Origin of the sequence: Catellatospora vulcania, assembly GCF_009720385.1 — a bacterium.
Taxonomy (GTDB): domain Bacteria; phylum Actinomycetota; class Actinomycetes; order Mycobacteriales; family Micromonosporaceae; genus Catellatospora; species Catellatospora vulcania.
In genome coordinates this window covers 121,010-143,010 of the sequence record NZ_ML769302.1, presented here as the reverse complement: position 1 = coordinate 143,010, position 22,001 = coordinate 121,010, and the positions used below count along the sequence as shown (strand labels likewise).

The following is a 22,001-nucleotide window of genomic DNA, read 5'->3' as shown; positions in this document are numbered from 1 at the left end:
GCCGGGTTGCGGCAAGCCGATAAACGCTCAGTCGGAGTAGATCTGGCCGGTCTCCTCGAAGCGGGCCAGGTGGTCCAGCGTCCAGCGGACCGCACCCGAGGTCGGCTCCGGCAGGTCGTCGGGGGAGAACCAGCCCGCGTCGGCGGCCTCGTCCGGGTCCGGGGTCAACTCACCGGAGACGTCGGTCAGCAGGTACGACCCGGAGATGTGCTGGTACGTGTCACCGAAAATGTTCGTGAAGGTGTACTGCGGCCCGGAGAGGAAGGCGAACAGCGTCGCCTGCCCGGCCTTCAGCCCGGTCTCCTCGAACGTCTCCCGGATCGCGCAGTCGCGCATCGACTCGCCGAGCTCCATGGCCCCGGCGGGAAAGGCCCAGTACCCGTTGTCGGTGCGTTTGATCAGCAGGACCCGGCCCTGGTCATCGCGGATGACACCGCGCGCCCCCAGGAAGAAGAGCGTCGCGTCGCCCATGGCCGCGCGCATCCTGCCGTGGTACGAGTTCACCCAGCCGTCCTCAGCACCCATGCGCGCCAGCCTAGATCCCCGGGACTTCCCGCGGTACACGGCGTCATACGGGCATACTTCCCATATGAGGGCGATCTGGAAGGGCGCCGTCTCGTTCGGCCTGGTCTCCATCTCGGTGAAGCTCTACTCCGCCACGGAGGAGAAGGACATCCGATTCCACCAGGTGCACCGCGCCGACGGCGGACGGATCAAGTACCAGCGTGTCTGCGCGATCGACGGCGAGCAGGTCAGTTATGACCAGATCGCCAAGGGGTACGACGTGGGCGGCGGCGAGATCGTGGTGCTCACCGACGATGACTTCAAGAATCTGCCGCTGACCAGCTCCCGCGCCATCGAGGTGCTGGAGTTCGTGCCCAACGAGCAGATCGACCCGATCCTCTACGACAAGGCCTACTTCCTCGAACCCGACGGCGCCGCCGGCGTGAAGCCGTACCTGCTGCTGCGCGAGGCGCTGGAGAACGTGGACCGGGTCGCGGTGGTGAAGGTGGCGCTGCGCCAGCGGGAGACCCTGGCGACGGTACGCGTGCACGAGGGTGTGCTGGTGCTCAACACGATGCTGTGGCCGGACGAGGTGCGCGAGGCCGCGTTCGACTTCCTCGACGACGACGTGAAGCTGCGCCCGCAGGAGGTCAAGATGGCCGCCTCGCTGGTCGACTCGATGTCGGGCGACTTCCGCCCGGAGGAGTTCACCGACTCGTACCGCGAGGCGCTGCAGCAGGTCATCGACGTGAAGATCGGCAAGAAGGACACCGTGGTGCAGCCGACCACCGAGGAGCCGATCGCGCCCACGATCGACCTGATGGCGGCGCTGCGCCAGTCGGTGGAGCGGGCCCGTGCGGCCCGCGGCGGAGCTGCCGAGCCGGAGGAGAAGCGCACCGGCCACGCCACCGTCACCCCGATCAAGAAGGCGGCCAAGGCCGAGCCGGAACCGGCGGCCCCGAAGAAGGCGACGAGCCGCAAGGCGGAGCCCGCGAAGGCCGCGTCCACGCGCGCCGCGTCCGCCAAGGCGGGGTCGGGCGACGACGGGGCGAAGAAGTCCACCGCGAAGAAGACGGCGGCCAAGAAGGCGCCGGCGAAGAAGGCCAAGGCAGCTTGATCCGCGTCACGCCCGGCGGCGCTGTCGGCCGGGCCGCCATCGCGCCGATGCTGGCGACGGCCGGCCCGCTGCCGAGCGGACCCCTGTGGGCGTACGAGGTGAAGTGGGACGGTTACCGGGCCGTCTACGCCGACGGGCGGTTCCTGGGCCGGTCCGGGCGGCAGCTGTCCGGTCCCGCGCTGCCGCCGGTCCCCGAGGTGCTCGACGGCGAACTGGTCGCCTTCGACTCGGCCGGGCTGCCCAGCTTCCACGCCATGCAGCAGGGTGCCGCCCCGGTGTACGTCGCCTTCGACGTGATCCGCCCCGAGCTGACCTACGACCAGCGCCGCGAGGTGCTGGACGGGCTGCTTTTATCTGGGGTCTCCCCGTCGGCGACGGTCTCGCCGAGTTTCGACGACGGCCCGGCCACCGTTGCCGCGGCCCGTGAACTGGGCCTGGAAGGGGTCATGGCCAAGCGCCGGGCCTCGCGCTACCAGCCCGGGGTGCGCTCACCCGATTGGATCAAGTGGAAGTTCGTCAGCACCGGCGACTTCGTGATCGGCGGCTGGCGCACCGGGGCCCGGCCGCTGGGCGCGCTGCTCATCGGCACCCCGCAGCCCGACGGCACGCTGCGCTACCGGGGCCGGGTAGGCGGCGGGCTCACCGTGCGCACCGAGCGCGCGCTGCTGCCCGTACTGCGTGAACTGGCCCGCCCGTCGTCGCCGTTCGACGGCCCGGCCGAACCCGCCACCTGGGTGGAACCGCTGCTGGTGGTCGAGGTCCGCTACAGCGAGATCACCCCCGACGGCCGCCTCCGGTTCCCGATCTTCCTGCGGCTGCGCCCCGACAAGCTGCCCGGAGACTGCCTCGGCGAGGACTGCGGATGAAGGTCAGCGTCGACTCCCGGGAACTGGTCCTGTCCAACCTCGACAAGCCGCTCTACCCCGACGGCACCACCAAGGCCGAGGTGATCGACTACTACCACCGGATCGCCCCGGTGATGCTGCCGCACCTGGCCGACCGGGCGCTGACCCGCATCCGCTTCCCCGACGGCGCGGACCGGCCCGGGTTCTTCGAGAAGAACGCCCCGCCGAAGAAGCCCGCCTGGGTTCCCGTCTCCCCCGACGGCCTGATCATCTGCCAGGAACCGGCCACCCTGGTCTGGCTGGCCAACCTCGCCGCGCTGGAGATGCACACCCACCAGTGGCAGGTCGACGCTCCCGGCCCCGACCGCGTGGTCTTCGACCTCGACCCCGGCCCGCCCGCGGGCCTGGACGAGTGCCGCGCCGTCGCGCTGGCCCTGCGCGACCGCCTTTCCGCGGACGGCCGCGAGGCCTACCCGAAGACGTCGGGCCGCAAGGGCATGCAGGTCAGCAGTACCTTCGCGGGCACCTTCGACGAGGTCATGACCTATGCCCGGGACATCGCGGCCGAGTTCGCCGCAGCCGCCAAGGACATGGTCACCGATCAGATGGCCAAGGAGCTGCGACCCGGCAAGGTCTTCATCGACTGGAGCCAGAACAACCAGGCCAAGACGACGGTATGCGTGTACTCGCTGCGCGCCGGTCCCACGCCCACCGTCTCGACCCCCCTGACCTGGGACGAAGTCGCAACCGGCGCCTTCACCGCGGCAGACTTCGGCCCGGTGGAGGTCCTCGACCGCGTGGCTCGGTTAGGCGACCTCCACGCTGGTCTGCTGCACTGACCTACGGTCCGGGAGACACATGTTGCTGCGAAGCCCACAACTTCTGGGTTGTATCCACAACCCAGAAGTTGTGGCCCACGGTCGACATGTACTGCCCCGGCAGGGTTATCCACAGCCCCTACCGCCATGCGCGGGTATGGGTGACGATCGCCGCTGTGGACGAGGGAGAGGCGATGCTGGCGCGGCGGCTCGGATCACTGCTGCGTACGGAGCGGGAACGGCGGGGAATCAGCCAGGAGGCCTTCGCGGCCGGCGCGGGCGTCGCGCAGCAGCAGCTGTCGCGATTCGAACGGGGCGCCCGGCCGATCACCTCGACGCTCGCGGACCGGATGTTCGGCGTGCTCGGGCTCCAGCTCCGGGTGGACGTGGAGGCGTCAGGCGGCCACCGGGACGCCGCGATCGAGGGCGTGCGGGCCGAGCTGGTCGAGCGGCAGCGCGGGGTCTTCGCCGACCTGCAGTTGTTCGCGCTGCGCGCGCCGCGGTTCGGCTACGTGATCGACGGCGCAGCGGCCGCGCTGCTGCAAGGCGTGCCGGTTCCGGCCCCGCGGATCGATCTGCTGGTGGCCGAGGGTGAGCTCGATGCCCTGGCGGAGTGGGTGCAGTTCTCCTCGGCACGGCGCTACGACGAGAAGCGGCGTGACTTCCTGCGCTACGACACCGATCCGCGGGATCCGGGGCCGCGGTGGTGGCGAACCGCCCACGCCGAGGTGAAGGTGCGGTTGGTCGCGACGTTGCCGCCGCCGGTGCTCGTCACGGTCACCGTTGGCGGTGACGGCGAGGAGCACCGGGCGGCGGTGCGCGCGCTGCCGGCGGTCGAGGGCGACTTTCCGGAGGTGGCGCGGGTGCTCAGGCGCCTGCGGGACCGCTGAGCACGTCGTCGGCGTCGACGATGGTGTACGCGTAGCCCTGCTCGGCGAGGAAGCGCTGGCGGTGCGCGGCGTACTCGGTGTCGATGGTGTCGCGGGAGACGACCGTGTAGAAGTGCGCCTGGCGGCCGTCGCCCTTGGGCCGCAGCACCCGGCCCAGGCGCTGCGCCTCCTCCTGGCGCGAGCCGAACGTGCCCGACACCTGCACCGCCACCGCCGCCTCGGGCAGGTCGATGGAGAAGTTGCCGACCTTGGACAGGATGAGGGTGCGCACCGAGCCGTCGCGGAACGCGTCGAACAGCCGCTCGCGCTCCTTGTTCGTTGTGCCGCCCTGCACGACCGGCGCGGACACCCCCTTCTCCTCCAGATAGCGGCCGATCTCGTGGAGCTGCTCCAGGTAGGCCCCGATGATCAGGACCTGCTCGTCGGAGTGCCGCTCGATCAGCGCCTCGATCACCGGCAGCTTCGCCTTCGCGGTGGCCGCGAACTTGTACTTCTCCTCCGGCTCGATCGCGGCGTAGGACAGCCGGTCGGCGTCGGACAGGGTGACCCGGACCTCGGTGCAGTCGGCGGGGGCGATCCAGCCCTGGGCTTCGATGTCCTTCCACGGCGCGTCGTACCGCTTGGGGCCGATCAGGCTGAACACGTCGCCCTCCTTGCCGTCCTCGCGGACCAGGGTGGCGGTCAGGCCCAGGCGGCGGCGCGCCTGGAGGTCGGCGGTGAAACGGAACATCGGGGCGGGCAGCAGGTGCACCTCGTCGTAGACGATCAGGCCCCAGTCGCGCGCGTCGAACACGTTGAGGTGCGGGAACGTGCCGTTGCGGCGGGTCGTGAGCACCTGGTACGTGGCGATGGTGACCGGGCGGATCTCCTTGCGCTCGCCCGAGTACTCGCCGATCTCGTCCTCGGTGAGGGTGGTCCGGGCCAGCAGCTCGCGCCGCCACTGGCGGCCCGCGACCGTGTTGGTGACCAGGATCAGTGTGGTCGCGCTGACGTCGGCCATCGCGGCCGCGCCGACCAGGGTCTTGCCCGCGCCGCAGGGCAGCACCACCACGCCCGAGCCGCCCGCCTGGAAGTGCTCCACCGCCTCGCGCTGGTAGGACCGCAGCTGCCAGCCGTCCTGGCGCAGCGCGATCGGGTGCGCCTCGCCGTCGACGTAGCCGGCGAGGTCCTCGGCGGGCCAGCCGAGCTTCAGCAGGACCTGCTTGAGGTGGCCGCGCTCGGACCCGTGCACGGCGATGGTGTCCGGGTCGAGCTGCGCGCCGAGCATCCCGGCGACCTTCTTCGACTTCGCCACCTCGACCAGCACCGCCCGGTCCAGCCCGCGCAGCACCAGCCCGTGCGCGGGGTCGTTGAGCAGCTGCAGCCGGCCGTAGCGGTCCATCGTCTCGGCCACGTCGACCAGCAGCGAGTGCGGCACCGGGTAGCGGGAGAAGCGCAGCAGCGCGTCCACCACGCTCTCGGCGTCGTGCCCGGCAGCCCGGGCGTTCCACAGTCCGAGCGGCGTCAGCCGGTAGGTGTGCATGTGCTCGGGCGAGCGCTCCAGCTCGGCGAACGGGGCGATGGCCATCCGGCACGCGGTCGCCTCGGGGTGGTCGACCTCGAGCAGCAGGGTCTTGTCGGACTGGACGATCAGCGGGCCGTTCGTCATGCTCACCTCGCGCTGGGGAACTGAGGGTCAACAGTCCAGTCTCCCACGCTCTGACCGAACGGCTGGCAACCCTGCGTCCAGCAGGAGCGTCTATAGTCCCGACACCGGAGGACACCGAACCTGGGGAGGCCTGGTGCGCCGTTTACTCGTGGGCCTGTTGGCTGTCACGACTCTGGCCCTCGCGGCCGCCTGCGACCCGAAGGACTCGACTGCCGGGGGGCAGCCTGACTTCGTGGCCGCACCGACCGATCAGCCCATCCCGGCGCCGGCGTCCAGCGCCCCGGCTCCGAGCGTGGCGCCGTCGCCCAGCGTGGCGCCCTCGCCGACGAAGAAGCCGACGAGCAGCCCGACACCGGCGGGTTGCCCGCAGGGGGAGTACCAGAAGGCCGTCGAGCAGGCGTTGGTCACGCTCGGCGGGTACGGCAAGCTGACGGTGGACGGCAAGCAGTCCGCCACGGACTGCACCGCGATCAAGAAGTTCCAGAAGCGCTTCGACATCCGGCCGGCCAGCGGCAAGGCGGGTCCGCTGACCCGCTCCGTGGCACAGCGCCTGATCAACTCGAAGCCGAGCAGGTGCGGGGCCGGCAGCGCGCTCACCGCGTGCATCGACCTGACCAACCAGACCACCTGGATCATGAGCGGTGGCAAGGTCGTCTACGGCCCGACGGTGACCCGGACGGGCATGGCCGGCTTCACCACCCCCACCGGCTCGTACACGATCCACGATCGGCAGACGAAGAACTGGTCGACCGACTGGGACGTGTGGCTGCCGCTGTGGCAGCGGATCGTGGAGGGAAAGGGTTTCCACACCACCACGACCTACATCCACAACACCAGCATCGGTTCGCACGGATGTGTCAACCTGCTGCCGGCCGACTCGCAGAAGTACTGGAACACGCTCAAGAGCGGCACCGCGGTCAAGATCTTCGGCCGCCGTCCGGGAACCTGAGCGACGCTCCTCCATACGGTTGATGACGCTCAGTCTTTCGGACTAAAACGATGCAGGGCCGCAACCGCTTACCCCCCGGGGCGCGTAATCCGATTGCCGTGCGCGTTCGGGGCGCCAAACGGGGGCGAGCGCAACGTCGGATGGGCCGTGGTGGTTAGGGGCAGCCACGGCCCATCACCCGGTTTCAGGGGTCACCTGCGGTTGCGGTAGGTCGCCCCGGCCACCGACAGCACCAGCAGCAGGAAGATGCCGCTGCCGATCGATTCCCCGGCCGCGTCCACCACGTTGCGGCGCAGGCCCAGCCAGGCGTAGAAGAACCAGGCCACCAGCCCGCCACCGACTCCGCCGGCGATCATGACCATGTTGCGCGAGGGCCCTCGCGCCGGGGGGTGTACCGGTTCGATCTGCTCGGTCGCCGTCTCCTGGTCAGTCGTCATCGCATCCCTCATCCCCTCCCGGTTCCAGCGTGCCATCCGCTGCCCGATTGCGGCTGAAATGCCAGGCATTAGGGGGATCTCCGGAGTGGCAGAGCCGGGCCATGCCCGAACCGGTCAGTCGGCAGGGGCGGCCGCGGTGATCCGGTGCAGGGCGAAGGTGTGCAGGGTCTCCGTGCGGTCGTCCTCGGCCCGCAGGTAGCCCGCCCCGATGGAGACCGGCCGGACCAGCCGCGAGGCGTTGGCCCCGTGCGCATCCACGTACCCCACCCAGACCTTGGCCTTGTCGCGGACCGCCTGCTGCAGCACCGCCAGCGCATGGCTATGCGCCTGCACCGCGGTCAGGCTGGACATCGGCTGCCCGGCGGCGGCCCGCACCTCGGCGGGCGCGCGGCGGGCGGCACGGGCGCGGGCGTCCCCGCGGCGGATCTCCTCGACGATGCCGAGCAGCCGCGGCGCGGTGAGCCCGGGGGCGTCGAGGGCGTCGGGCGACGGCTCCAGCGCGGGCCGGGCCGCGGCCCGGCGCACCTTCGGCCGGGTCAGCACCGCCGCGCCGGTGGCGTCCTCGGGCACCGGCGAGTATCCGGCGTCGCGCAGCGACGTCAGCAGCCGGGCCGAGCTGAACGGGGTCACCAGCACCGTCGGCGCGAGCCGGCGCAGCTGCAGCCCGGACAGCCTGCGGTCGGCCAGTGCCGCCGAGATCAGGCCCTCGTCGTCGCTGCGCAGGTAGCTGGTCGCGGTGCCGGTGCGCAGCCCGCCGTGCGTCCGCGACACGTCGTCCACCAGGTATGTCAGCGCCTGCGGCACCGAGGTCCGGGACCGGCGGCCGAACAGCGAGTGCAGGTCCGGCCCGGCGTACCCGGCGTCCAGCGCCCGGCGCAGGCTCGCCGCGGTGACCCGGTAGACGCTGGCCCCGCCGCCGGACTCGTGCTCGGCGACCAGGTCCAGTTCGGCGGCGAGCGCGGGTTCCGGGGGCCCGGGGACCACCACGGTCAGGTCCGCCTGGATCAGCACGTGATCCACCGGCGGTGGCAGCAGCTTGGCCAGCGCGACGGTCACCGGAGTCTCCTCCGGGGGCAGCTCGCCCTCCGGCCGTCGCCCCAGCGGATCGTCGTCGTCGCCGACCGCCACCGCCTGCTCGACCAGCAGCCGGCCGTATCCGGTCAGCGCGCCCAGCGCGGTGACACCCAGGTCGGCGGCCTCGGCCAGCGCCTCGCGATGCAGGTCCTCCCGCCCCCGCAGCCGCCGCGGCGCCTGCCAGCGCAGCCATTCCAGCAGCTCGTCGGCGTCCGGGCCGGTTCCCGGCAGCAGCTCGCCGAGCGCCGCCAGCACAGCCCGCCGGACCGCCGGGGTGCCGGCCCGTTCCAGCTGCGGTGACAGCACGGTCAGCGGCCGGTCCTTCAGATCGCGCTGCCCGGCCAGCCCCGGCTGGCGCGGCATGGCCAGCCACGCGCCGGCCAGCAGCGTCCAGCGCTGGGCCAGCGGGGCCGTCCGCCACTGGTCGTATCCGGCCGCGGGCAGGAACGCCAGCTCCGAGCCGAGTTCCAGCTCGCCGATCAGCCCGGCCGCGGCAGCGGTCTCCAGCAGCAGCCCGGCCAGCGGCTCGGCGATCCCGGCGGCCTTGGCCAGGCGGCGCAGCGGCAGCACGCCGATGCCGCCGGCACGCAGCACCGCGGCGGGCTCGTCGCTCAGCGCCTCCAACAGGTCTTCGGTATGCCGCACCACGGTCATCGCCTGGCCCGCGCCGGCCCGGTCCACCGTGGTCACCGCACGCGGCGCGGCGCTGACGGTGGGCGGCAGCGGATGCAGCGGTCCCAGCGGACCCGCGTCCCGGCGCAGCAGCAGGCCCAGTTCGCGGGGCAGCTCGACGGACCCCTCGGTGGTCTCCACCAGCAGGTGGTGTTCGAGCAGCCAGGCCACCGGCTCGGTGCGGTTGGTGGTGGTGCCCACGGGCGGGCCCTCGGCCAGCCGGTCCAGCACAGCCCGGGCGGCGGGCGGCGCGGCCAGCAGCGTGCGGCGCAGCCGGGCCGGATCGGCGACCAGCGCGACCACCGCGCCCTGGAGGTCGGCGGCGATGTCCAGCTCGGCCGCGGGACGGCCGAGCCCGGCCAGGTACGGCGAGCAGACCTCGTCGACGGTGGGCACCAGCCGCAGCGTGTCCGGATCGCCGGGGCCCGCCGGGTACAGCAGGGCCCTGGCCCGCAGCCGCTCGATCGCCTCGGTGACCCGCGCGGGCTCCGGCCCGCCGGCCGGCGCGCAGGCCATGGCCACGATCGCGGAGGTCGAGGTGGTGCCGTCCGATGGGGACCGGGTGAACCGGGCCGCGTCGAGCACCTCCAGCGTGAACCGGTCGAGCGTGTCGAGCGCACGCGCCACCGACACCCGGGTCTGGGCCCGCGCTGCCAGCACCGTCAGGTCGGTGGGCACGGGGGTGATCAGGTCGGGGCGCAGGCGCAGCAGCGCGCCGAGGGCGTCGTCGGACAGCGCGCGCAGGTGGTCGGACAGCTCGGTGCTCATCGTGCCTCCACGCTATCGGGTCCGCGGTGCGCGCGCGGCAGTCGTAAGGACGGGACGGTGACGCGGAAGCGGGGATTCCAGTTGGGCCCCCGGATCACGATCGCTAGCCTTGTCTGCGGGCCACCACCGGCGTGGCCGACCGGACGTGCCGGGCGCAGTGCGCCCGCGGGGAAAGAAGCAGGTGTGCAGCAGTGCCTACGGGTCGCGTGAAGTGGTACGACACGGAGAAGGGATTCGGCTTCCTGACCCGTGACGAGGGCGGCGACGTCTTCGTGCACAAGGCCGCGCTGCCCCAGGGCGTGGAGGATCTCAAACCCGGCCAGAAGGTCGAGTTCGGGGTCGCCGCGGGCCGTAAGGGCGACCAGGCGTTGCAGGTCAAGCTGATCGACGCGCCGCCCTCGCTGCAGGAGCTGCGCCGCCGTCCCGCCGACGAGCTGAACACCCTGATCGAGGACATGATCAAGGTCCTGGAGTCGAAGATCCTGCCCGACCTCAAACGCGGCCGCTTCCCCGAGAAGAAGACCGCCCAGGCCCTCGCCCAAGCCCTCCACACCATCGCCCGCGACCTCGAGGTCTGACAGCTCCTCGATCCGCAACTCTTAAAGACTCGCGCCCTCAGGATGTGCCTGAGGGCGCGAGTCTTTAAGAGTTGCGCCAGGTTGTTGGCCAGGTCGTTGGCCGGGCGGCGGGTCAGAGGGTGACCGGCGGGACCAGGCCGGCGGCGGCGGCGCGGTGGAGGAGGGCGCGGGCGGCGGCGTGGCCGTCGGGGCCGAGATCCTCGGTGAAGTCGTTGACGTACAGCTTGATGTGCTGGTCGACGACGTCGGGCTCCATCTCCTGGGCGTGCGCCAGCACGTACGCGCGGCTGGCCTCGGGGTCGGCCCAGGCGGCCCGGACGGAGGCCCGGATCCAGTCGGTGGCGGCCGCGGCGTCGACGGAACCCCGCTTGGCCAGGATCGCGCCGAGCGGGATGGGCAGGCCGGTGTCGGCCTCCCACCACTCGCCGAGGTCGACCAGGCTCGTCAGCCCGTACCGCTGGTAGGTGAACCGGGCCTCGTGGATGACCAGCCCGGCGTCGTAGCGACCGGCCGCGACCCCCGGCATGATCTCGTGGAACGGCACCACCTCGATGCGGCCCGGGACCTGCCCCGACTGCTCCGCCCACAGCCGGAACAGCAGGTACGCCGTGGTGCGGTCGCCGGGCACGGCCACCGTCGCGCCGGTGATGTCGGCGCGGCCAGCGGTCAGCAGGAGCGGGCCGCAACCGCGTCCCAGCGCGCCGCCGCAGGGCAGCAGCTCGTACTGATCGAGCAGCCACGGCAGCGCCGCGTAGCTGACCTTGACCAGGTCGAAGCGGCCGTCGAGGGCGGCGGTGTTGGTGACGTCCACGTCGGCGAAGGTGACGTCCAGCTCCGGCGCGCCGGGCACCAGGCCGTGCACGAGCGCGTGGAAGACGAACGTGTCGTTCGGGCACGGCGAGAAGGCGATCCTCATGAGCGGCGCGCCTTCCGGTGCCGGTCATGCACGATCATGGTGGCCAGTCCGGGCAGGCCCCAGACGACACCGGCGACGCAGATCCACAGCCAGCTGGAGTGACCGTTGGCCGACAGCCAGTCGCGGAAGAACAACAACACGAGCCCGACCAGCGCGAACACGGCCATGCCGCCAAGGGCGAACGGGACGGTCGGGGGGTCCAGCGGTTTGGGTGGTTCCAAGGGCACGCCAACAGCGTACGCGCTGGCAGGATAGGCACCATGTCCCTGCTGCGCGCGCTCCAGACGTTCGCGGACGTCGTGGTCCGGATGATCCGGATGCTCATCGCCACGGTGAGTAGATCAGTGGTCGGTATCCGCTGGCTGTCCCGCACCGCCCTGCGGATACGGGTACAGGGCTCGGGCGGCGTCACCGGCGTCGCCCGCCTGTACGACCTGCACGCCGTGGTGGTGGCCGCCGACCTGTCCCTGCTCGCGGGCCTGATCTGGGCGGTCGGCGCGCCCGGTCGGCTGGAGCTGACCCTGGCGTTCGGGGTGGGGGTGTTGGTCGCCGTGCCCGCCGCGCTGCTGGTCGCGGGCGCGCCCGCGACGGGCCGGGCGCTGATCGGCCTGTCGCTGGTGGGCCGCGCCGTCGCGACGCTGCTCGCCGCGCAGTGGCTGTCCGACGGCCCGTACCTGCTGCTGGCGCTGGTCGCGCTGATCCTGCCGCAATGGGCGGTGCACCTGGTCCTGCTGCGCCGGCTGCTGCCGCCTGGTGCGCACGTGTTCGGCGCGCTTTGGGGAGCCGTGCAGTACGCCTCCATCGCCGGGCTGGTCGCCGGGCTGACCGGCCTGGTCATCGGGGCCTTCGTCGCGGGCTGGCCGCTGTGGGTGGCCGCGCTCTGCCTGTCCGTCGGCGCGCTGCTGGCGCTGCGCCTGCCCGCGCCGGGCGGCCCCGCCCCCGGCCCGGTCAAGCCGGTGCCACCGGCGCCGTCGACGAAGCGGCTGCCCCAGCAGGAGCAGCGAACCATCCCCGACGGCTTCCACGTGTACCGTCCGTCGTCGCTGGACCCGTCCGCCGATGAGGGGAAGAAGAAGTGACGTTGCTGGTCGTGACGGCGGTCGCCGCCGAGGCCGAGGCGCTGGCCCGCGGGCTGCCGTCCGGGGCGGACGTGGCCGTGGCCCCGGTCGGGGTCGGCCCGGCCGCCGCCGCCGCGGGCACGGCCCGGCTGCTCGCACTGGCCGGGGACCGGTATCGGGCGGTGGTGTCGGCGGGCATCGGCGGCGGCATCGGCCTGGACCCGGGCGCGACGGCGCTGGCCACCCGCTCCGTCGCCGCGGACCTGGGCGCGGACTCCCCGCAGGGCTTCCTGAGCCTGGACGAGCTGGGTTTCGGCAGCGCCACCGCCGAGGTGGACGCCGCGCTGCTGGCCGCCCTGCGCGCGGCGCTGCCGGCCGCGGCCGCCGGTGAGGTGCTCACCGTCTCCACCGTCACCGGCACCGCTGAGGGCACCGCCGAGCTGCTGCGCCGGCACCCGGCCGCGGTCGCCGAGGCGATGGAGGGCTACGGCGTGGCCTGCGCCGCCCAGGGCGCGAACCTGCCCTTCGCCGAACTCCGCACGATCTCGAACGTCGTCGGCCCCCGCGACCGCGCCGCCTGGCGCATCGGCGACGCCTTCGCCGCCCTCACCACCGCAGGCGCGGCCCTGGCCACACTCCGCCCCTGACCCGCACGCCTCCACCCGCACGCCTCCACCCGCACGCCTCCACCCGCACGCCCCGGCCCGCACGCCGACGTGCCCGGCGCCGGCCGGGCGCCGCGGGCGGGACGGCAGTTTCGGGGAAACTGCGGCTACCGAGACGCCGATGGCTGCAGTTTCAGGGAAACTGCAGCCATCGGAAGCCGGACGTGCGGCGGTGAGCCCTACTCCACGTCCTCGACGTCGCCGTCGTCGTAGATGGTGGGTGGGGCGGGGATGACGGTCTCGTCGATGAGGACTTCGGAGTGGCCGCCGCAGCCGTGGTCCAGGGAGACGATGCGGCCGTCGTCGGGGGCGTACACGTTGGCGCAGGCGCCGAACATGCGGCCCAGCGAGCCGCCCAGTTTCACGTAGAACGCGCAGGACACGCAGCGTGCCGTGCGCGGCGCGGCCAGCGAGATCGGGGCGTCGGGGCCGTTCTCGCCGTCGTACCAGCGCTGGGCGGCCTCCTCGCGGCCGAGCGGGGACAGCACGCGCGGGCGGCCCAGGCCGAGCTCCCAGGCGACCTCGTCGACCTCGGGGTCGCCGCCGAGCATGTAGCCGGGGGTGAGCCGGTCGTCGTCCTCGGGCGTGGGCAGCAGATCGCCGACGCCCAGGTCACCGGGGTGCAGGCGCTCGTGCCAGGGCACCCAGCCGGGGGCGAGCAGCGCGTCGCCGCCGGGCAACAGCACCGTCTCGCAGACGGTGACGTGCTTGCTGCGCGGGGCGCGGGTCACCGTGACGGCCCACTGCCAGCCTCGGTAGCCCGGCAGGTCGCAGGCGAAGTAGTGGGTGACCACACGGTCGCCTTCGGCGACCACGTTCAGATGCTCGCCGATGTGCCCGGCTTCCTCGGTGATCGCGGCACGTGCGATGTCCACGGCCTCGGCGCAGGCTTGATCGACTTTCGGGGCGCGGGTGGCGGTCCTGGTCACATTCGCCATTCTTCCTCATCGCTGATTTGGAGTTTCGGTGACCCGGCAGCCCAGGCCGAGGGCGTACGCATGGGGTCGTTGCCGGACGATCTCCGTGGGTCGGTACACAATCGGCCTTCGATCTGGAACGATGCGCCCCATGAGCACAGCTGGTCCTGGTGTGGTCGGCGGGGTCGACCGCTACTTCGAGATCTCCGCCCGCGGGTCGACGATGTCCCGCGAAGTGCGTGGTGGCCTGGCCACTTTCTTCACGATGGCCTACATCGTGGTGCTGAATCCCCTCATCCTCGGCGGCGGCAAGGACATCGACGGGGTGTCGCTTCCGCTGGCGGCGGTGGCGGCGGCCACGGCGCTGATGGCGGGTCTGCTGACGATCCTGATGGGTGTCGTCGGCCGGTTCCCCCTGGCGCTGGCGGCGGGCCTCGGCGTCAACGCCCTCGTGGCGTACGAGATCGCGCCGCTGATGACCTGGGCCGATGCGATGGGTCTGGTGGTCATCGAAGGTGTGATCATCGCGATCCTGGTGCTGACGAACCTGCGGGTGGCGGTGTTCCACAGCGTGCCGATGCAGCTGAAGACGGCCATCGGCGTCGGCATCGGTCTGTTCCTGACCATCATCGGCTTCGTCGACGCGGGCTTCGTACGCTCGACCGGGCAGGGTTCGCCGCCGATCGGCCTGGGCATCGGCGGCAAGATCGTGACCTGGCCGGGTCTGGTCTTCGTGATCGGCCTGCTGGTGACGATCGTGCTGGTAGCCCGCAAGGTCAAGGGCGCCATCCTGATCGGCATCGTCGGCTCCACCATCCTGGCGATCATCGTCGAGGCGATCGCTCAGGTCGGCCCGATGGGCGGCCCGGCCGGCACCCCGGCGGGCTGGGCGCTGAACGTGCCGGTGGTGCCGGACAAGTGGATCGGCGTGCCGGACCTGTCGCTGCTCGGCAACTTCAACGTGCTGGGCGGATGGAAGACGGCCGGCCCGGTCATCTGCGCGATGTTCGTGTTCACGCTGCTGCTGACCGACTTCTTCGACACGATGGGCACCATGGTCGCCGTCGCCCAGGAGGGCGGCATGCTGACCGAGGACGGCATGGTCCCGCGTACCAAGGAGATCCTGCTGGTCGACTCGATCGCGGCGGCGGCGGGCGGCGCGGCGAGCACGTCGAGCAACACGTCGTACATCGAGAGCGCGGCGGGTGTCGCCGAGGGTGCCCGGACCGGTTTCGCCAACCTCGTCACCGGTGGCCTGTTCCTGCTGGCGATGTTCCTGGCGCCGCTGGTCACGGTGGTGCCGTTCGAGGCGGCCTCGGTGGCGCTGGTGGTCGTCGGCTTCCTGATGATGACCGCGGTGCGCAACATCGACTGGACCGACTACGAGATCGGCATCCCGGCGTTCCTCACCATCGTGATCATGCCGTTCACCTACTCGATCTCGAACGGCATCGGCGCCGGCGTGATCACGTATGTCCTGATCAAGGCGAGTAAGGGCAAGCTTCGCGACGTTCACCCGTTGCTGTGGATCGTGGCGCTGCTCTTCGTGCTCTATTTCGCCGTGGGCGCGCTGGAGAAGCTGGTTTTCTGAGAGCGTGACCGCTCTCACCTCGGTAAAAGGATATCGTTAGCCAGGCTTATTAGCTAAGCTAATAAGTGTGACGGAGCAGGTGGTGATGGTGACGCAAGCTTCTCCCGAGGAGCTGACCGAGCGGCTCCGCGACGCCATCACCCGGCTCAACCGTCGGCTGCGCCAGGAGCGCCCGGTCGGCGATCTCACCGTGACCCAGCTGTCGGCCCTCACCAGCCTGCGGATCGGCGGCGCGCTCACCCCGCGCGAGCTGTCCGAGGCGGAGCGGGTGCAACCGCCCACGATGACCAAGATCGTGGCGAAGCTGGAAGAACGCGGTCTGATCAGCCGGACCCCGCACCCCACCGACGGGCGGCAGGTTCTGCTGTCGCCCAGCGAGCAGGGGCTCGCGGTGCTGGAGGACTACCAGCGGGTACGCGACGAATGGCTGGCCGGCAAACTGGCGGGTTTCACCGCCCAGGAACGCGACACGGTGGCCCGTGCCGCAGCACTGCTGGAGCGGCTCGCGCGCGATTGATCGCGGGACATCTCGCGATCAGGGCAAGCGGAGGCCTGATCCGTCCGATCCGACCGGGACACCCCGGCCGGTGAGCGGCGGCAAGGCTATCCGAGGAGGCGCACTCCGCGTGCGGGCAAGACTGAGCACCACCTTCCGTTCCCTGACGGTTCGCAACTACCGGCTCTTCGCAGGCGGTCAGCTGATCAAGCTGATCGGCGTGTGGATGATGTACGTCGCCCAGGACTGGCTGGTCCTGGAGCTGAGCAACGACTCCCCGACCGCGCTGGGACTGGTCACCGCACTGCAGTTCGTGCCCGTCATGCTGCTCACCCTGTACGCGGGCACCCTGGCCGACCGCTTCGACAAGCGCACCCTGCTGATGGTCTCCAACGGCGCGTGGGCCGTGCTGGCCATCATGCAGGCGGTGCTGATCGCCACCGGGGTCATCGAGCTGTGGCACATCATGATCTTCGCGGGCCTGCTCGGCGTGGCCCAGGCCATCGAGACGCCGGTGCGCCAGGCGTTCGTGTCGGAGCTGGTCGGCAAGCCGCTGCTGCCCAACGCCCTGTCGCTGTCCGCCGCCACCTTCCAGACCGCCCGCATCACCGGCCCGGCGGTGGCCGGCGTCGCCATCGCCTGGCTGGGCACCGGCCCGGTCTTCCTGGTCAGCACCGTGATGGCGATCGCGCCGGTGCTCATGCAGGCCCGGATGATCCCGAGCGAGCTGCACCGCCCCGAGCTGCTGCCCCGCGACGAGCGCGCCGAGGCCAAGGTCGTCGACGGGCTGCGCTACGTGCGCACCCGGCACGACCTGCTGCTGCCGATGGTCATGATGTTCGTGATCGCCATGTTCGGCTACAACTTCCAGCTCACCCTCGCCCTGCTGGCCAAGACGGTGTTCGCCACCGGCGCCGCCACCTTCGGCCTGTTCAACACGGCGCTGGCGGTCGGCTCGCTGGCCGGCGCGCTGGCGGGCACCGCCCGCAAGGGCAGGCCCTCGGTGTACCTGCTGCTGGCCGCCGCGGTCGCGTTCGGCCTGCTGGCCATCGCGGTCGGGTTCGCGCCCACCAAATGGCTGGTGCTGCTGCTGCTGGTGCCGACCGGGTTCAGCACGGTCTTCCTGGGCCAGGCCGCGAACCAGCGGGTGCAGCTCGGCGTCGACGGCGCGTTCCGGGGCCGGGTGATGGCGCTGTACGTGCTGATCTTCCTGGGCACCGCGCCCATCGGCTCGATGGTCATCAGCTGGATCGCGGAGAACTTCGGCGCGGCGGCCAGCATCTGGCTCGGCGGCGTGGTCTCGCTGCTCGCGGCGCTGGCCGCGCTCGTCTGGCAGCTGCGGCATGCCGGGGACCGGCTGGCCTTCCAGGCCCGGCCCATGCCGCGGGTGCGGGTCGTACACGCGGAGAGTGTCGTTGCCGCGTGATGGAATGCGGCCCATGGACTTCCACGCCGCACTCGAGACGGATTTCGCCCGGCTGGTCGAGGTCAGCTCCGGCAACCTCGACCGGCCGGTGCCGAGCTGCCCCGGCTGGACGGTCGACGACCTGGACCGCCACGTCGCCGGGGTCTATCTGCACAAGGTCGCCTGCATCCGGGACGGGGCGGAACCGAAGGACTGGCCGCCGCCGCAGCTCGCCGCGGAGGAGCCGCAGGCCCTGCTGCGCCGGGCATACCGGGAGCTGACCGGGGAGCTGGCCGCACGGGCCGACGAGGAACCGGCCGGCAACTGGTACGAGCCCGACCCCACGGTCGGCTTCTGGCGTCGCCGGATGGCCCAGGAGACGGTGATCCACCGCATCGACGCCGAGCTCGCGGCCGGGGTCCCGTCCGTGGACGTGCCGGATGACCTTGCCCTCGACGGCATCGACGAGGTGCTGCGCATCTTCCTGGAGTACAGCGTTACCGCCTGGCACAAGTACTTCGTCGAGGGCCTGGCCGGCACCGACGGCCGAGCGGTCGCGCTGGCCGCGGGCGGGCGGCGCTGGCTGGTCGCGATCGGACCGGACACCCTCACCGTCACCGAAGGCGACGCACCGGCCGCCGCCAAGCTCACCGGTACCCCGGATGCGCTGCTGCGCTGGCTCTGGCGCCGCGCCGACGATGCCACGGTGACCGCCACCGGGGACCCCGCCCTGGTCGCGAAACTACGCGAGCTGCTGGGCACCGCAACCCAGTAGCCCTCGCCTGTCCCGCCCGCCCCTCACCCCCGGAGCCCCCGTATGACCCACGCATCCTGGATCAGGCGCGTCGGCGCGGCGCTGATCGACCTGCTGGTCGCCGCTGCGTTCGTCGTCGCCGCACAGGTGCTGGACGGTCCTGACGTCGTGGTGCCCTCACTCGATCCCCGGACCGGGCAGGTCCTGCCGGGCGCGCCGAGCGGTGGCGGCGTGGTCTACTGGAGCGTGCTGCTGCTCGGGTTGGCGGTCGTCGGCTACAACCGCTGGGTCCAGGCCGGGGACACCGGACGGAGCTGGGGACGCCGGCTGCTGGCCATCAGGCTCGTCGGCGACGCCACCGGCACTCCGGTCGGCGCGGCCCGGGCGTTGCTGCGCGATCTGGCCCACCTCGTCGATGCCCTCATCTGCTACCTGGGCTTCCTCTTCCCGCTGTGGGACGCCAAGCGGCAGACGCTGGCCGACAAGCTGTGCCGGACCGTCGTTGTCGACGGCTGACCTGGTAGATCACGTGACGGTGACGGCAATCGACTGGCGGTGAAAGGACTGATGGGCATAGTGTCGTTTGATGTGGCGACCGACAGCGCTCTTCCGCTCACTCTCGGAGTGATGGCCCTGGTCGGTATGCCTGCCGCCATCGCCGCCGCGATCTGCGCGGATGACGTCGTCACGCAGATGCGCACCCGGGCCGAGCAGGTCCGCGATTCCTGGCACGAGCAGCGCACCCTGGACCGGCTGGAGCGTGCCTTCGACCCGGCCCCGCCCGCCGGCCCGCCCTGGGTCGCCGCGGCCCGGGTGGCCACGGTCGCCATCGGGTCCGCCCGCGAGTCCATGGTCCAGTTCGCTGCCGAGCGCCTCAGCGCGGTCGGCCTGGCGCCCGCCTGGCTGCCGCAGCCCGCATCGGCCGGGCCGCCGCTGGTGCCGTTCGAGGAGATCGTCGACCGGCTGCGTGAGCTGCCCCGTGACGACGCCGGTTACGACCAGGCGCTGCGCGACGCCTGCCAGTGCCTCGGCATAGCCGAGCACCTGACCGAGGTCGACGGACTCGACCTGCAGATCGAACGGGTACGCGTCGAGGGCGCGCTCATCGACGCGGGAGTGGTCCTCGCGGAGGGCTGATGCGCCTGTTCGTCGCCGTCTTCCCGCCACCTGAGGCGGTGGACCACCTGGCCGCCGTGGTGGAGTCCCTCGCCGTCGGCCGGGCCCGTGCGCGGGTCACCCCCACCGAACGGTGGCATCTGACGCTGGCGTTCCTGGGCGAGGTGCCCGACGAGTCGGCCGGCCCCGCCGCACTGGCCGTGTCCGCGGTGGAGGGCCCGGTGGGCGACCTGCGGATCCGCGGCGGCGGAAAGTTCGGCCACGGGCGTTCGACGCTGCTGTGGGCGGGCGTCGACGGCGACGTCGACGGTCTCACCAGGGTGGGCCGCGCGGTACGCCGCGAGCTGCGGGCGCGCCGCCTGCACCCCGACGACAAACGCTTCGCCCCGCACCTCACCATCGCCCGGCCCGGCGACCGGATCGGCCACCCCGACCTCACCGCCGACCTGACCGCCCTGCGCGACTACACCGGCCCGACCTGGCCGGTGACGGAACTGGTCCTGGTCCACAGCGAACTCGGCCCACACCCGTCGTACACACCACTCGCCCACCACCCGCTCTGACCCGCCCCGCCCCCGCTTCCGCGCCGCCCCGCTTCCGCGCCGCGCCGCGTTGCGTTGCGCGTGGAAGATCGCTGTTTCGTGTCAGAAAGTGCGGCCAGACCTCACTTTCTGACACGAAACAGCGATCTTCGCCCGCCGGAGGGGCGGGCCGGGGGTTACCAGGCCCAGGCTTCGGGGCCGGGACCGCCCTTGCCGATGGGCGGGAAGAGGTCGTCGAGGCGGGTGAGGGTGTCCTCGTCCAGGGTGAGGGTGAGGGCGCCGAGGGTCTTGTCGAGCTGCTCGGCGGTACGCGGCCCGATGATCGGGGCGGTCACGCCGGGGCGCGACAGCAGCCAGGCCAGCGCGACGTCAGCGGGATCGGCGTCGAGCGACTCGCAGAGCTTCTCGTACGCCTCGATGGTGCCGCGGTGCTCGGCGAGGGTGTCGGTGGCGCGGCCCTCGCCGGACCGTGCCGCCGTGCCGTCTTTGATCTTGCGGAGTGCCCCGCTGAGCAGCCCGCCGTGCAGCGGCGACCAGGGGATGATGCCCACGCCGTACTGCTGGGCGGCCGGGATCACCTCCAGCTCGACGTGGCGCGTCATCAGGTTGTAGATGCACTGCTCGGAGACCAGTCCGAGGAAGTGGCGGCTGCGGGCGGCCTCCTGCGCGGCCGCGATGTGCCATCCGGCGAAGTTGGACGAGCCGACGTAGAGCACCTTGCCCGCGGCGACGAGGGTCTCCATCGCCTGCCAGATCTCGTCCCACGGCGTCTTACGGTCCACGTGGTGCATCTGGTACAGGTCGATGTGGTCGGTCTGCAGGCGGCGCAGCGACGCGTCGGCGGCCTTGACGATGTGCCGGGCGGACAGGCCCTGCTCGTTGGGCCACTCACCCATCTTGCCGTAGACCTTCGTGGCCAGCACGACCTTGTCGCGCCGCCCGCCGCCCTGGGCGAACCAGTTGCCGATGATCTGCTCGGTGACGCCCTCGCCGAGCTTCCAGCCGTACACGTCGGCGGTGTCGAAGAAGTTGATCCCGTGGTCGAGGGCGCGGTCCATGATGGCGTGGCTGTCCGGTTCGGACGTCTTGGGGCCGAAGTTCATCGTTCCCAGACAGAACCTGCTGACGGTCAGGCCGGTGCGGCCCACAGTGGTGAACTCCATGAGTACCCACCCTATCCCCGCCGGAACGTGCCCGGCGGGGCGAAAGGGACGGTCAGTTCTCCCGGGCCGCCGGGGCGCCGCCGAAGAGCACGTCGTCCCAGCTGGGCAGGCGCTTACGCGGCTTGTCACCGGGGCCGGTCGCGGTGTTGTTGTCGACCGGCTGGCGGCGCGGGCGCAGCACGGCCAGCGACGGCACGGCCGGCACCTCCTTGGGCGCGTCCGCGTCCTCGTCGAAGGCGCTGCTGTCGCGGCCACCGGCCAGCACGGCGCTGGCCGGGCGCTGGCGCGGCGCGTCGGAGGGCACGTCGAGGCCGCGGCCGGGGCCGCTGCCCAGGGGCCGGTCCATCGCGGCGACCAGCGCGTCGCGACCGGCCCGGATCGGGTCGCGGCCGGGGCGGCGCGTGGTGTCGGTCGCCGCGGGCAGGCCGTGGCCGCTGCGGCTGGGCGCGTTGGTCTGGCCCGCGGTCGGGTCCTGGCCCAGGATCTGGGTCGGCCGCTCGGCGCACAGGTACTGCGCCATGTCGTCGTAGGGCGACACGGACTGCCGGTTGCGGTCGAGCTCCCAGATCGCCTGCGCGGTGGCCTTGCCCGACGGCCAGGTGGCGACGATGCGCCAGGTGCCGTCGTCGCGCCGGTAGGCGTCCCAGGAGATCTTCTCGGTGTCGATGCCGTGCTGGGCCAGCCGGCCGTCGACGACGTCGGCGAGGGTCGCGCCCTTGTCCGAGCTCTTCAGCCGGGTGCGGCGCGCGTGCTGGGCCAGCATGGCCCGCTCCTGCAGCACCGGGCCGGCGTAGCGCAGCACGCGGTCCACCGGCACGCCCGCGATGCGGGCCACGTCCTCGGCGCTCTCGCCGGAGCGGATGCGCGACTGGATGTCCCGGGGGGACAGCACGGTGGCGGCGTCGAACGGCGACGCGGTGATGGTCATCGTGTGCGCGCCGGAGCCGCGGTCGGGATGCGTCGCCGAGGCGACGCGGTCGTCGATGGGCAGCGCCAGCAGACGACCGACCTCGTCCGCGAGCACGAGCGCCTGGCCGTCTTCGGAGAGAGCGACGAACCGTACGGGTCGCATCGTCAG

At 71.9% G+C, this 22,001-nt stretch carries 24 protein-coding genes; 15 read left to right on the top strand and 9 right to left on the bottom strand.

The window, feature by feature from the left end; genetic code table 11:
• Nucleotides 1-27: 27 nt before the first annotated feature.
• A complete protein-coding gene (locus tag F6W97_RS04950; RefSeq protein ID WP_230686424.1) occupies nucleotides 28-525 on the bottom strand; it encodes an NUDIX domain-containing protein in 498 nt (165 codons plus the stop codon).
• Nucleotides 526-589: 64 nt separating this feature from the next.
• Between F6W97_RS04950 and ku the strand changes: the two genes are divergently transcribed.
• From ku to F6W97_RS04930, 4 genes are all read left to right on the top strand, one after another.
• Nucleotides 590-1,621, top strand: coding sequence for a non-homologous end joining protein Ku (ku, locus tag F6W97_RS04945; protein WP_155368950.1), 1,032 nt, complete (start codon nucleotides 590-592; stop codon nucleotides 1,619-1,621).
• Nucleotides 1,622-1,668: 47 nt separating this feature from the next.
• Complete coding sequence (locus F6W97_RS04940; RefSeq protein ID WP_155369528.1) at nucleotides 1,669-2,487, top strand: ATP dependent DNA ligase; 819 nt, start codon at nucleotides 1,669-1,671, stop codon at nucleotides 2,485-2,487.
• Nucleotides 2,484-3,305, top strand: a complete 822-nt coding sequence (ligD, locus tag F6W97_RS04935; protein ID WP_155368949.1) for a non-homologous end-joining DNA ligase — start codon at nucleotides 2,484-2,486, stop codon at nucleotides 3,303-3,305. The genes F6W97_RS04940 and ligD overlap by 4 nt, the downstream gene beginning before the upstream one ends.
• A gap of 155 nt (nucleotides 3,306-3,460) precedes the next feature.
• Nucleotides 3,461-4,174 (top strand): helix-turn-helix domain-containing protein, encoded by a 714-nt coding sequence (locus F6W97_RS04930; protein WP_196278983.1) that lies wholly within the window; start codon nucleotides 3,461-3,463, stop codon nucleotides 4,172-4,174.
• On the opposite strand, the gene F6W97_RS04925 is transcribed toward F6W97_RS04930, so the two are convergent.
• Entirely contained in the window at nucleotides 4,152-5,822 is a 1,671-nt protein-coding gene (locus F6W97_RS04925) for a DNA repair helicase XPB (RefSeq protein WP_155368947.1), read from the bottom strand. The genes F6W97_RS04930 and F6W97_RS04925 overlap by 23 nt on opposite strands.
• A gap of 232 nt (nucleotides 5,823-6,054) precedes the next feature.
• Here F6W97_RS04925 and F6W97_RS04920 point away from each other — a divergent pair, with 232 nt between their 5' ends.
• Nucleotides 6,055-6,771: a L,D-transpeptidase family protein gene (locus F6W97_RS04920; protein ID WP_230686423.1), complete on the top strand. Its 717-nt coding sequence runs from the start codon at nucleotides 6,055-6,057 to the stop codon at nucleotides 6,769-6,771.
• Between the two features lie 191 nt (nucleotides 6,772-6,962).
• Here the strand turns inward: F6W97_RS04920 and F6W97_RS04915 are convergent, their stop codons facing one another.
• Nucleotides 6,963-7,208 (bottom strand): hypothetical protein, encoded by a 246-nt coding sequence (locus F6W97_RS04915; protein ID WP_155368946.1) that lies wholly within the window; start codon nucleotides 7,206-7,208, stop codon nucleotides 6,963-6,965.
• Nucleotides 7,209-7,322: 114 nt separating this feature from the next.
• Complete coding sequence (locus tag F6W97_RS04910; RefSeq protein ID WP_155368945.1) at nucleotides 7,323-9,722, bottom strand: helicase-associated domain-containing protein; 2,400 nt, start codon at nucleotides 9,720-9,722, stop codon at nucleotides 7,323-7,325.
• A 191-nt stretch (nucleotides 9,723-9,913) separates the two neighbouring features.
• On the opposite strand from F6W97_RS04910, the gene F6W97_RS41180 reads away from it, so the two are divergent.
• On the top strand, nucleotides 9,914-10,300 hold the full coding sequence (locus F6W97_RS41180; protein WP_155368944.1) for a cold-shock protein: 387 nt from the start codon (nucleotides 9,914-9,916) through the stop codon (nucleotides 10,298-10,300).
• A 112-nt stretch (nucleotides 10,301-10,412) separates the two neighbouring features.
• Here the strand turns inward: F6W97_RS41180 and F6W97_RS04900 are convergent, their stop codons facing one another.
• Both F6W97_RS04900 and F6W97_RS04895 read right to left on the bottom strand, forming a co-directional pair.
• The gene (locus tag F6W97_RS04900) at nucleotides 10,413-11,216 is read right to left on the bottom strand and encodes a 1,4-dihydroxy-6-naphthoate synthase (RefSeq protein ID WP_155368943.1); all 804 of its coding nucleotides are present in this window, start codon (nucleotides 11,214-11,216) and stop codon (nucleotides 10,413-10,415) included.
• Nucleotides 11,213-11,443, bottom strand: a complete 231-nt coding sequence (locus F6W97_RS04895; protein WP_155368942.1) for a DUF2530 domain-containing protein — start codon at nucleotides 11,441-11,443, stop codon at nucleotides 11,213-11,215. Before F6W97_RS04895 ends, F6W97_RS04900 begins: the two co-directional genes overlap by 4 nt.
• A 33-nt stretch (nucleotides 11,444-11,476) precedes the next feature.
• Between F6W97_RS04895 and F6W97_RS04890 the strand changes: the two genes are divergently transcribed.
• The gene (locus tag F6W97_RS04890) at nucleotides 11,477-12,295 is read left to right on the top strand and encodes a hypothetical protein (RefSeq protein WP_155368941.1); all 819 of its coding nucleotides are present in this window, start codon (nucleotides 11,477-11,479) and stop codon (nucleotides 12,293-12,295) included.
• Complete coding sequence (locus tag F6W97_RS04885) at nucleotides 12,292-12,921, top strand: futalosine hydrolase (RefSeq protein ID WP_155368940.1); 630 nt, start codon at nucleotides 12,292-12,294, stop codon at nucleotides 12,919-12,921. Before F6W97_RS04890 ends, F6W97_RS04885 begins: the two co-directional genes overlap by 4 nt.
• 197 nt (nucleotides 12,922-13,118) lie before the next feature.
• On the opposite strand, the gene F6W97_RS04880 is transcribed toward F6W97_RS04885, so the two are convergent.
• Nucleotides 13,119-13,877 (bottom strand): DUF3027 domain-containing protein, encoded by a 759-nt coding sequence (locus F6W97_RS04880; RefSeq protein WP_155368939.1) that lies wholly within the window; start codon nucleotides 13,875-13,877, stop codon nucleotides 13,119-13,121.
• 130 nt (nucleotides 13,878-14,007) lie between these two features.
• Here F6W97_RS04880 and F6W97_RS04875 point away from each other — a divergent pair, with 130 nt between their 5' ends.
• From F6W97_RS04875 to thpR, 7 genes are all read left to right on the top strand, one after another.
• Nucleotides 14,008-15,447, top strand: a complete 1,440-nt coding sequence (locus F6W97_RS04875) for an NCS2 family permease (RefSeq protein WP_230686422.1) — start codon at nucleotides 14,008-14,010, stop codon at nucleotides 15,445-15,447.
• 67 nt (nucleotides 15,448-15,514) lie between these two features.
• Entirely contained in the window at nucleotides 15,515-15,964 is a 450-nt protein-coding gene (locus tag F6W97_RS04870) for a MarR family winged helix-turn-helix transcriptional regulator (protein ID WP_407924539.1), read from the top strand.
• A gap of 109 nt (nucleotides 15,965-16,073) precedes the next feature.
• Nucleotides 16,074-17,369 (top strand): MFS transporter, encoded by a 1,296-nt coding sequence (locus F6W97_RS04865; RefSeq protein ID WP_155368937.1) that lies wholly within the window; start codon nucleotides 16,074-16,076, stop codon nucleotides 17,367-17,369.
• A gap of 13 nt (nucleotides 17,370-17,382) precedes the next feature.
• Nucleotides 17,383-18,123 carry a maleylpyruvate isomerase family mycothiol-dependent enzyme gene (locus F6W97_RS04860; RefSeq protein ID WP_196278982.1) on the top strand — a complete coding sequence of 247 codons (741 nt, stop codon included), beginning with the start codon at nucleotides 17,383-17,385 and terminating at the stop codon, nucleotides 18,121-18,123.
• Between the two features lie 42 nt (nucleotides 18,124-18,165).
• Nucleotides 18,166-18,618, top strand: a complete 453-nt coding sequence (locus tag F6W97_RS04855; protein ID WP_155368935.1) for an RDD family protein — start codon at nucleotides 18,166-18,168, stop codon at nucleotides 18,616-18,618.
• A 111-nt stretch (nucleotides 18,619-18,729) separates the two neighbouring features.
• The gene (locus tag F6W97_RS04850; protein WP_155368934.1) at nucleotides 18,730-19,239 is read left to right on the top strand and encodes a hypothetical protein; all 510 of its coding nucleotides are present in this window, start codon (nucleotides 18,730-18,732) and stop codon (nucleotides 19,237-19,239) included.
• Complete coding sequence (gene thpR, locus F6W97_RS04845) at nucleotides 19,239-19,781, top strand: RNA 2',3'-cyclic phosphodiesterase (protein WP_155368933.1); 543 nt, start codon at nucleotides 19,239-19,241, stop codon at nucleotides 19,779-19,781. The genes F6W97_RS04850 and thpR overlap by 1 nt, the downstream gene beginning before the upstream one ends.
• 155 nt (nucleotides 19,782-19,936) lie before the next feature.
• Here thpR and F6W97_RS04840 read toward each other — a convergent pair whose 3' ends face one another.
• Nucleotides 19,937-20,923 (bottom strand): aldo/keto reductase, encoded by a 987-nt coding sequence (locus F6W97_RS04840; RefSeq protein ID WP_155368932.1) that lies wholly within the window; start codon nucleotides 20,921-20,923, stop codon nucleotides 19,937-19,939.
• Nucleotides 20,924-20,975: 52 nt separating this feature from the next.
• On the bottom strand, nucleotides 20,976-21,995 hold the full coding sequence (gene sepH / locus F6W97_RS04835) for a septation protein SepH (RefSeq protein ID WP_155368931.1): 1,020 nt from the start codon (nucleotides 21,993-21,995) through the stop codon (nucleotides 20,976-20,978).
• Nucleotides 21,996-22,001 lie beyond the last annotated feature (6 nt).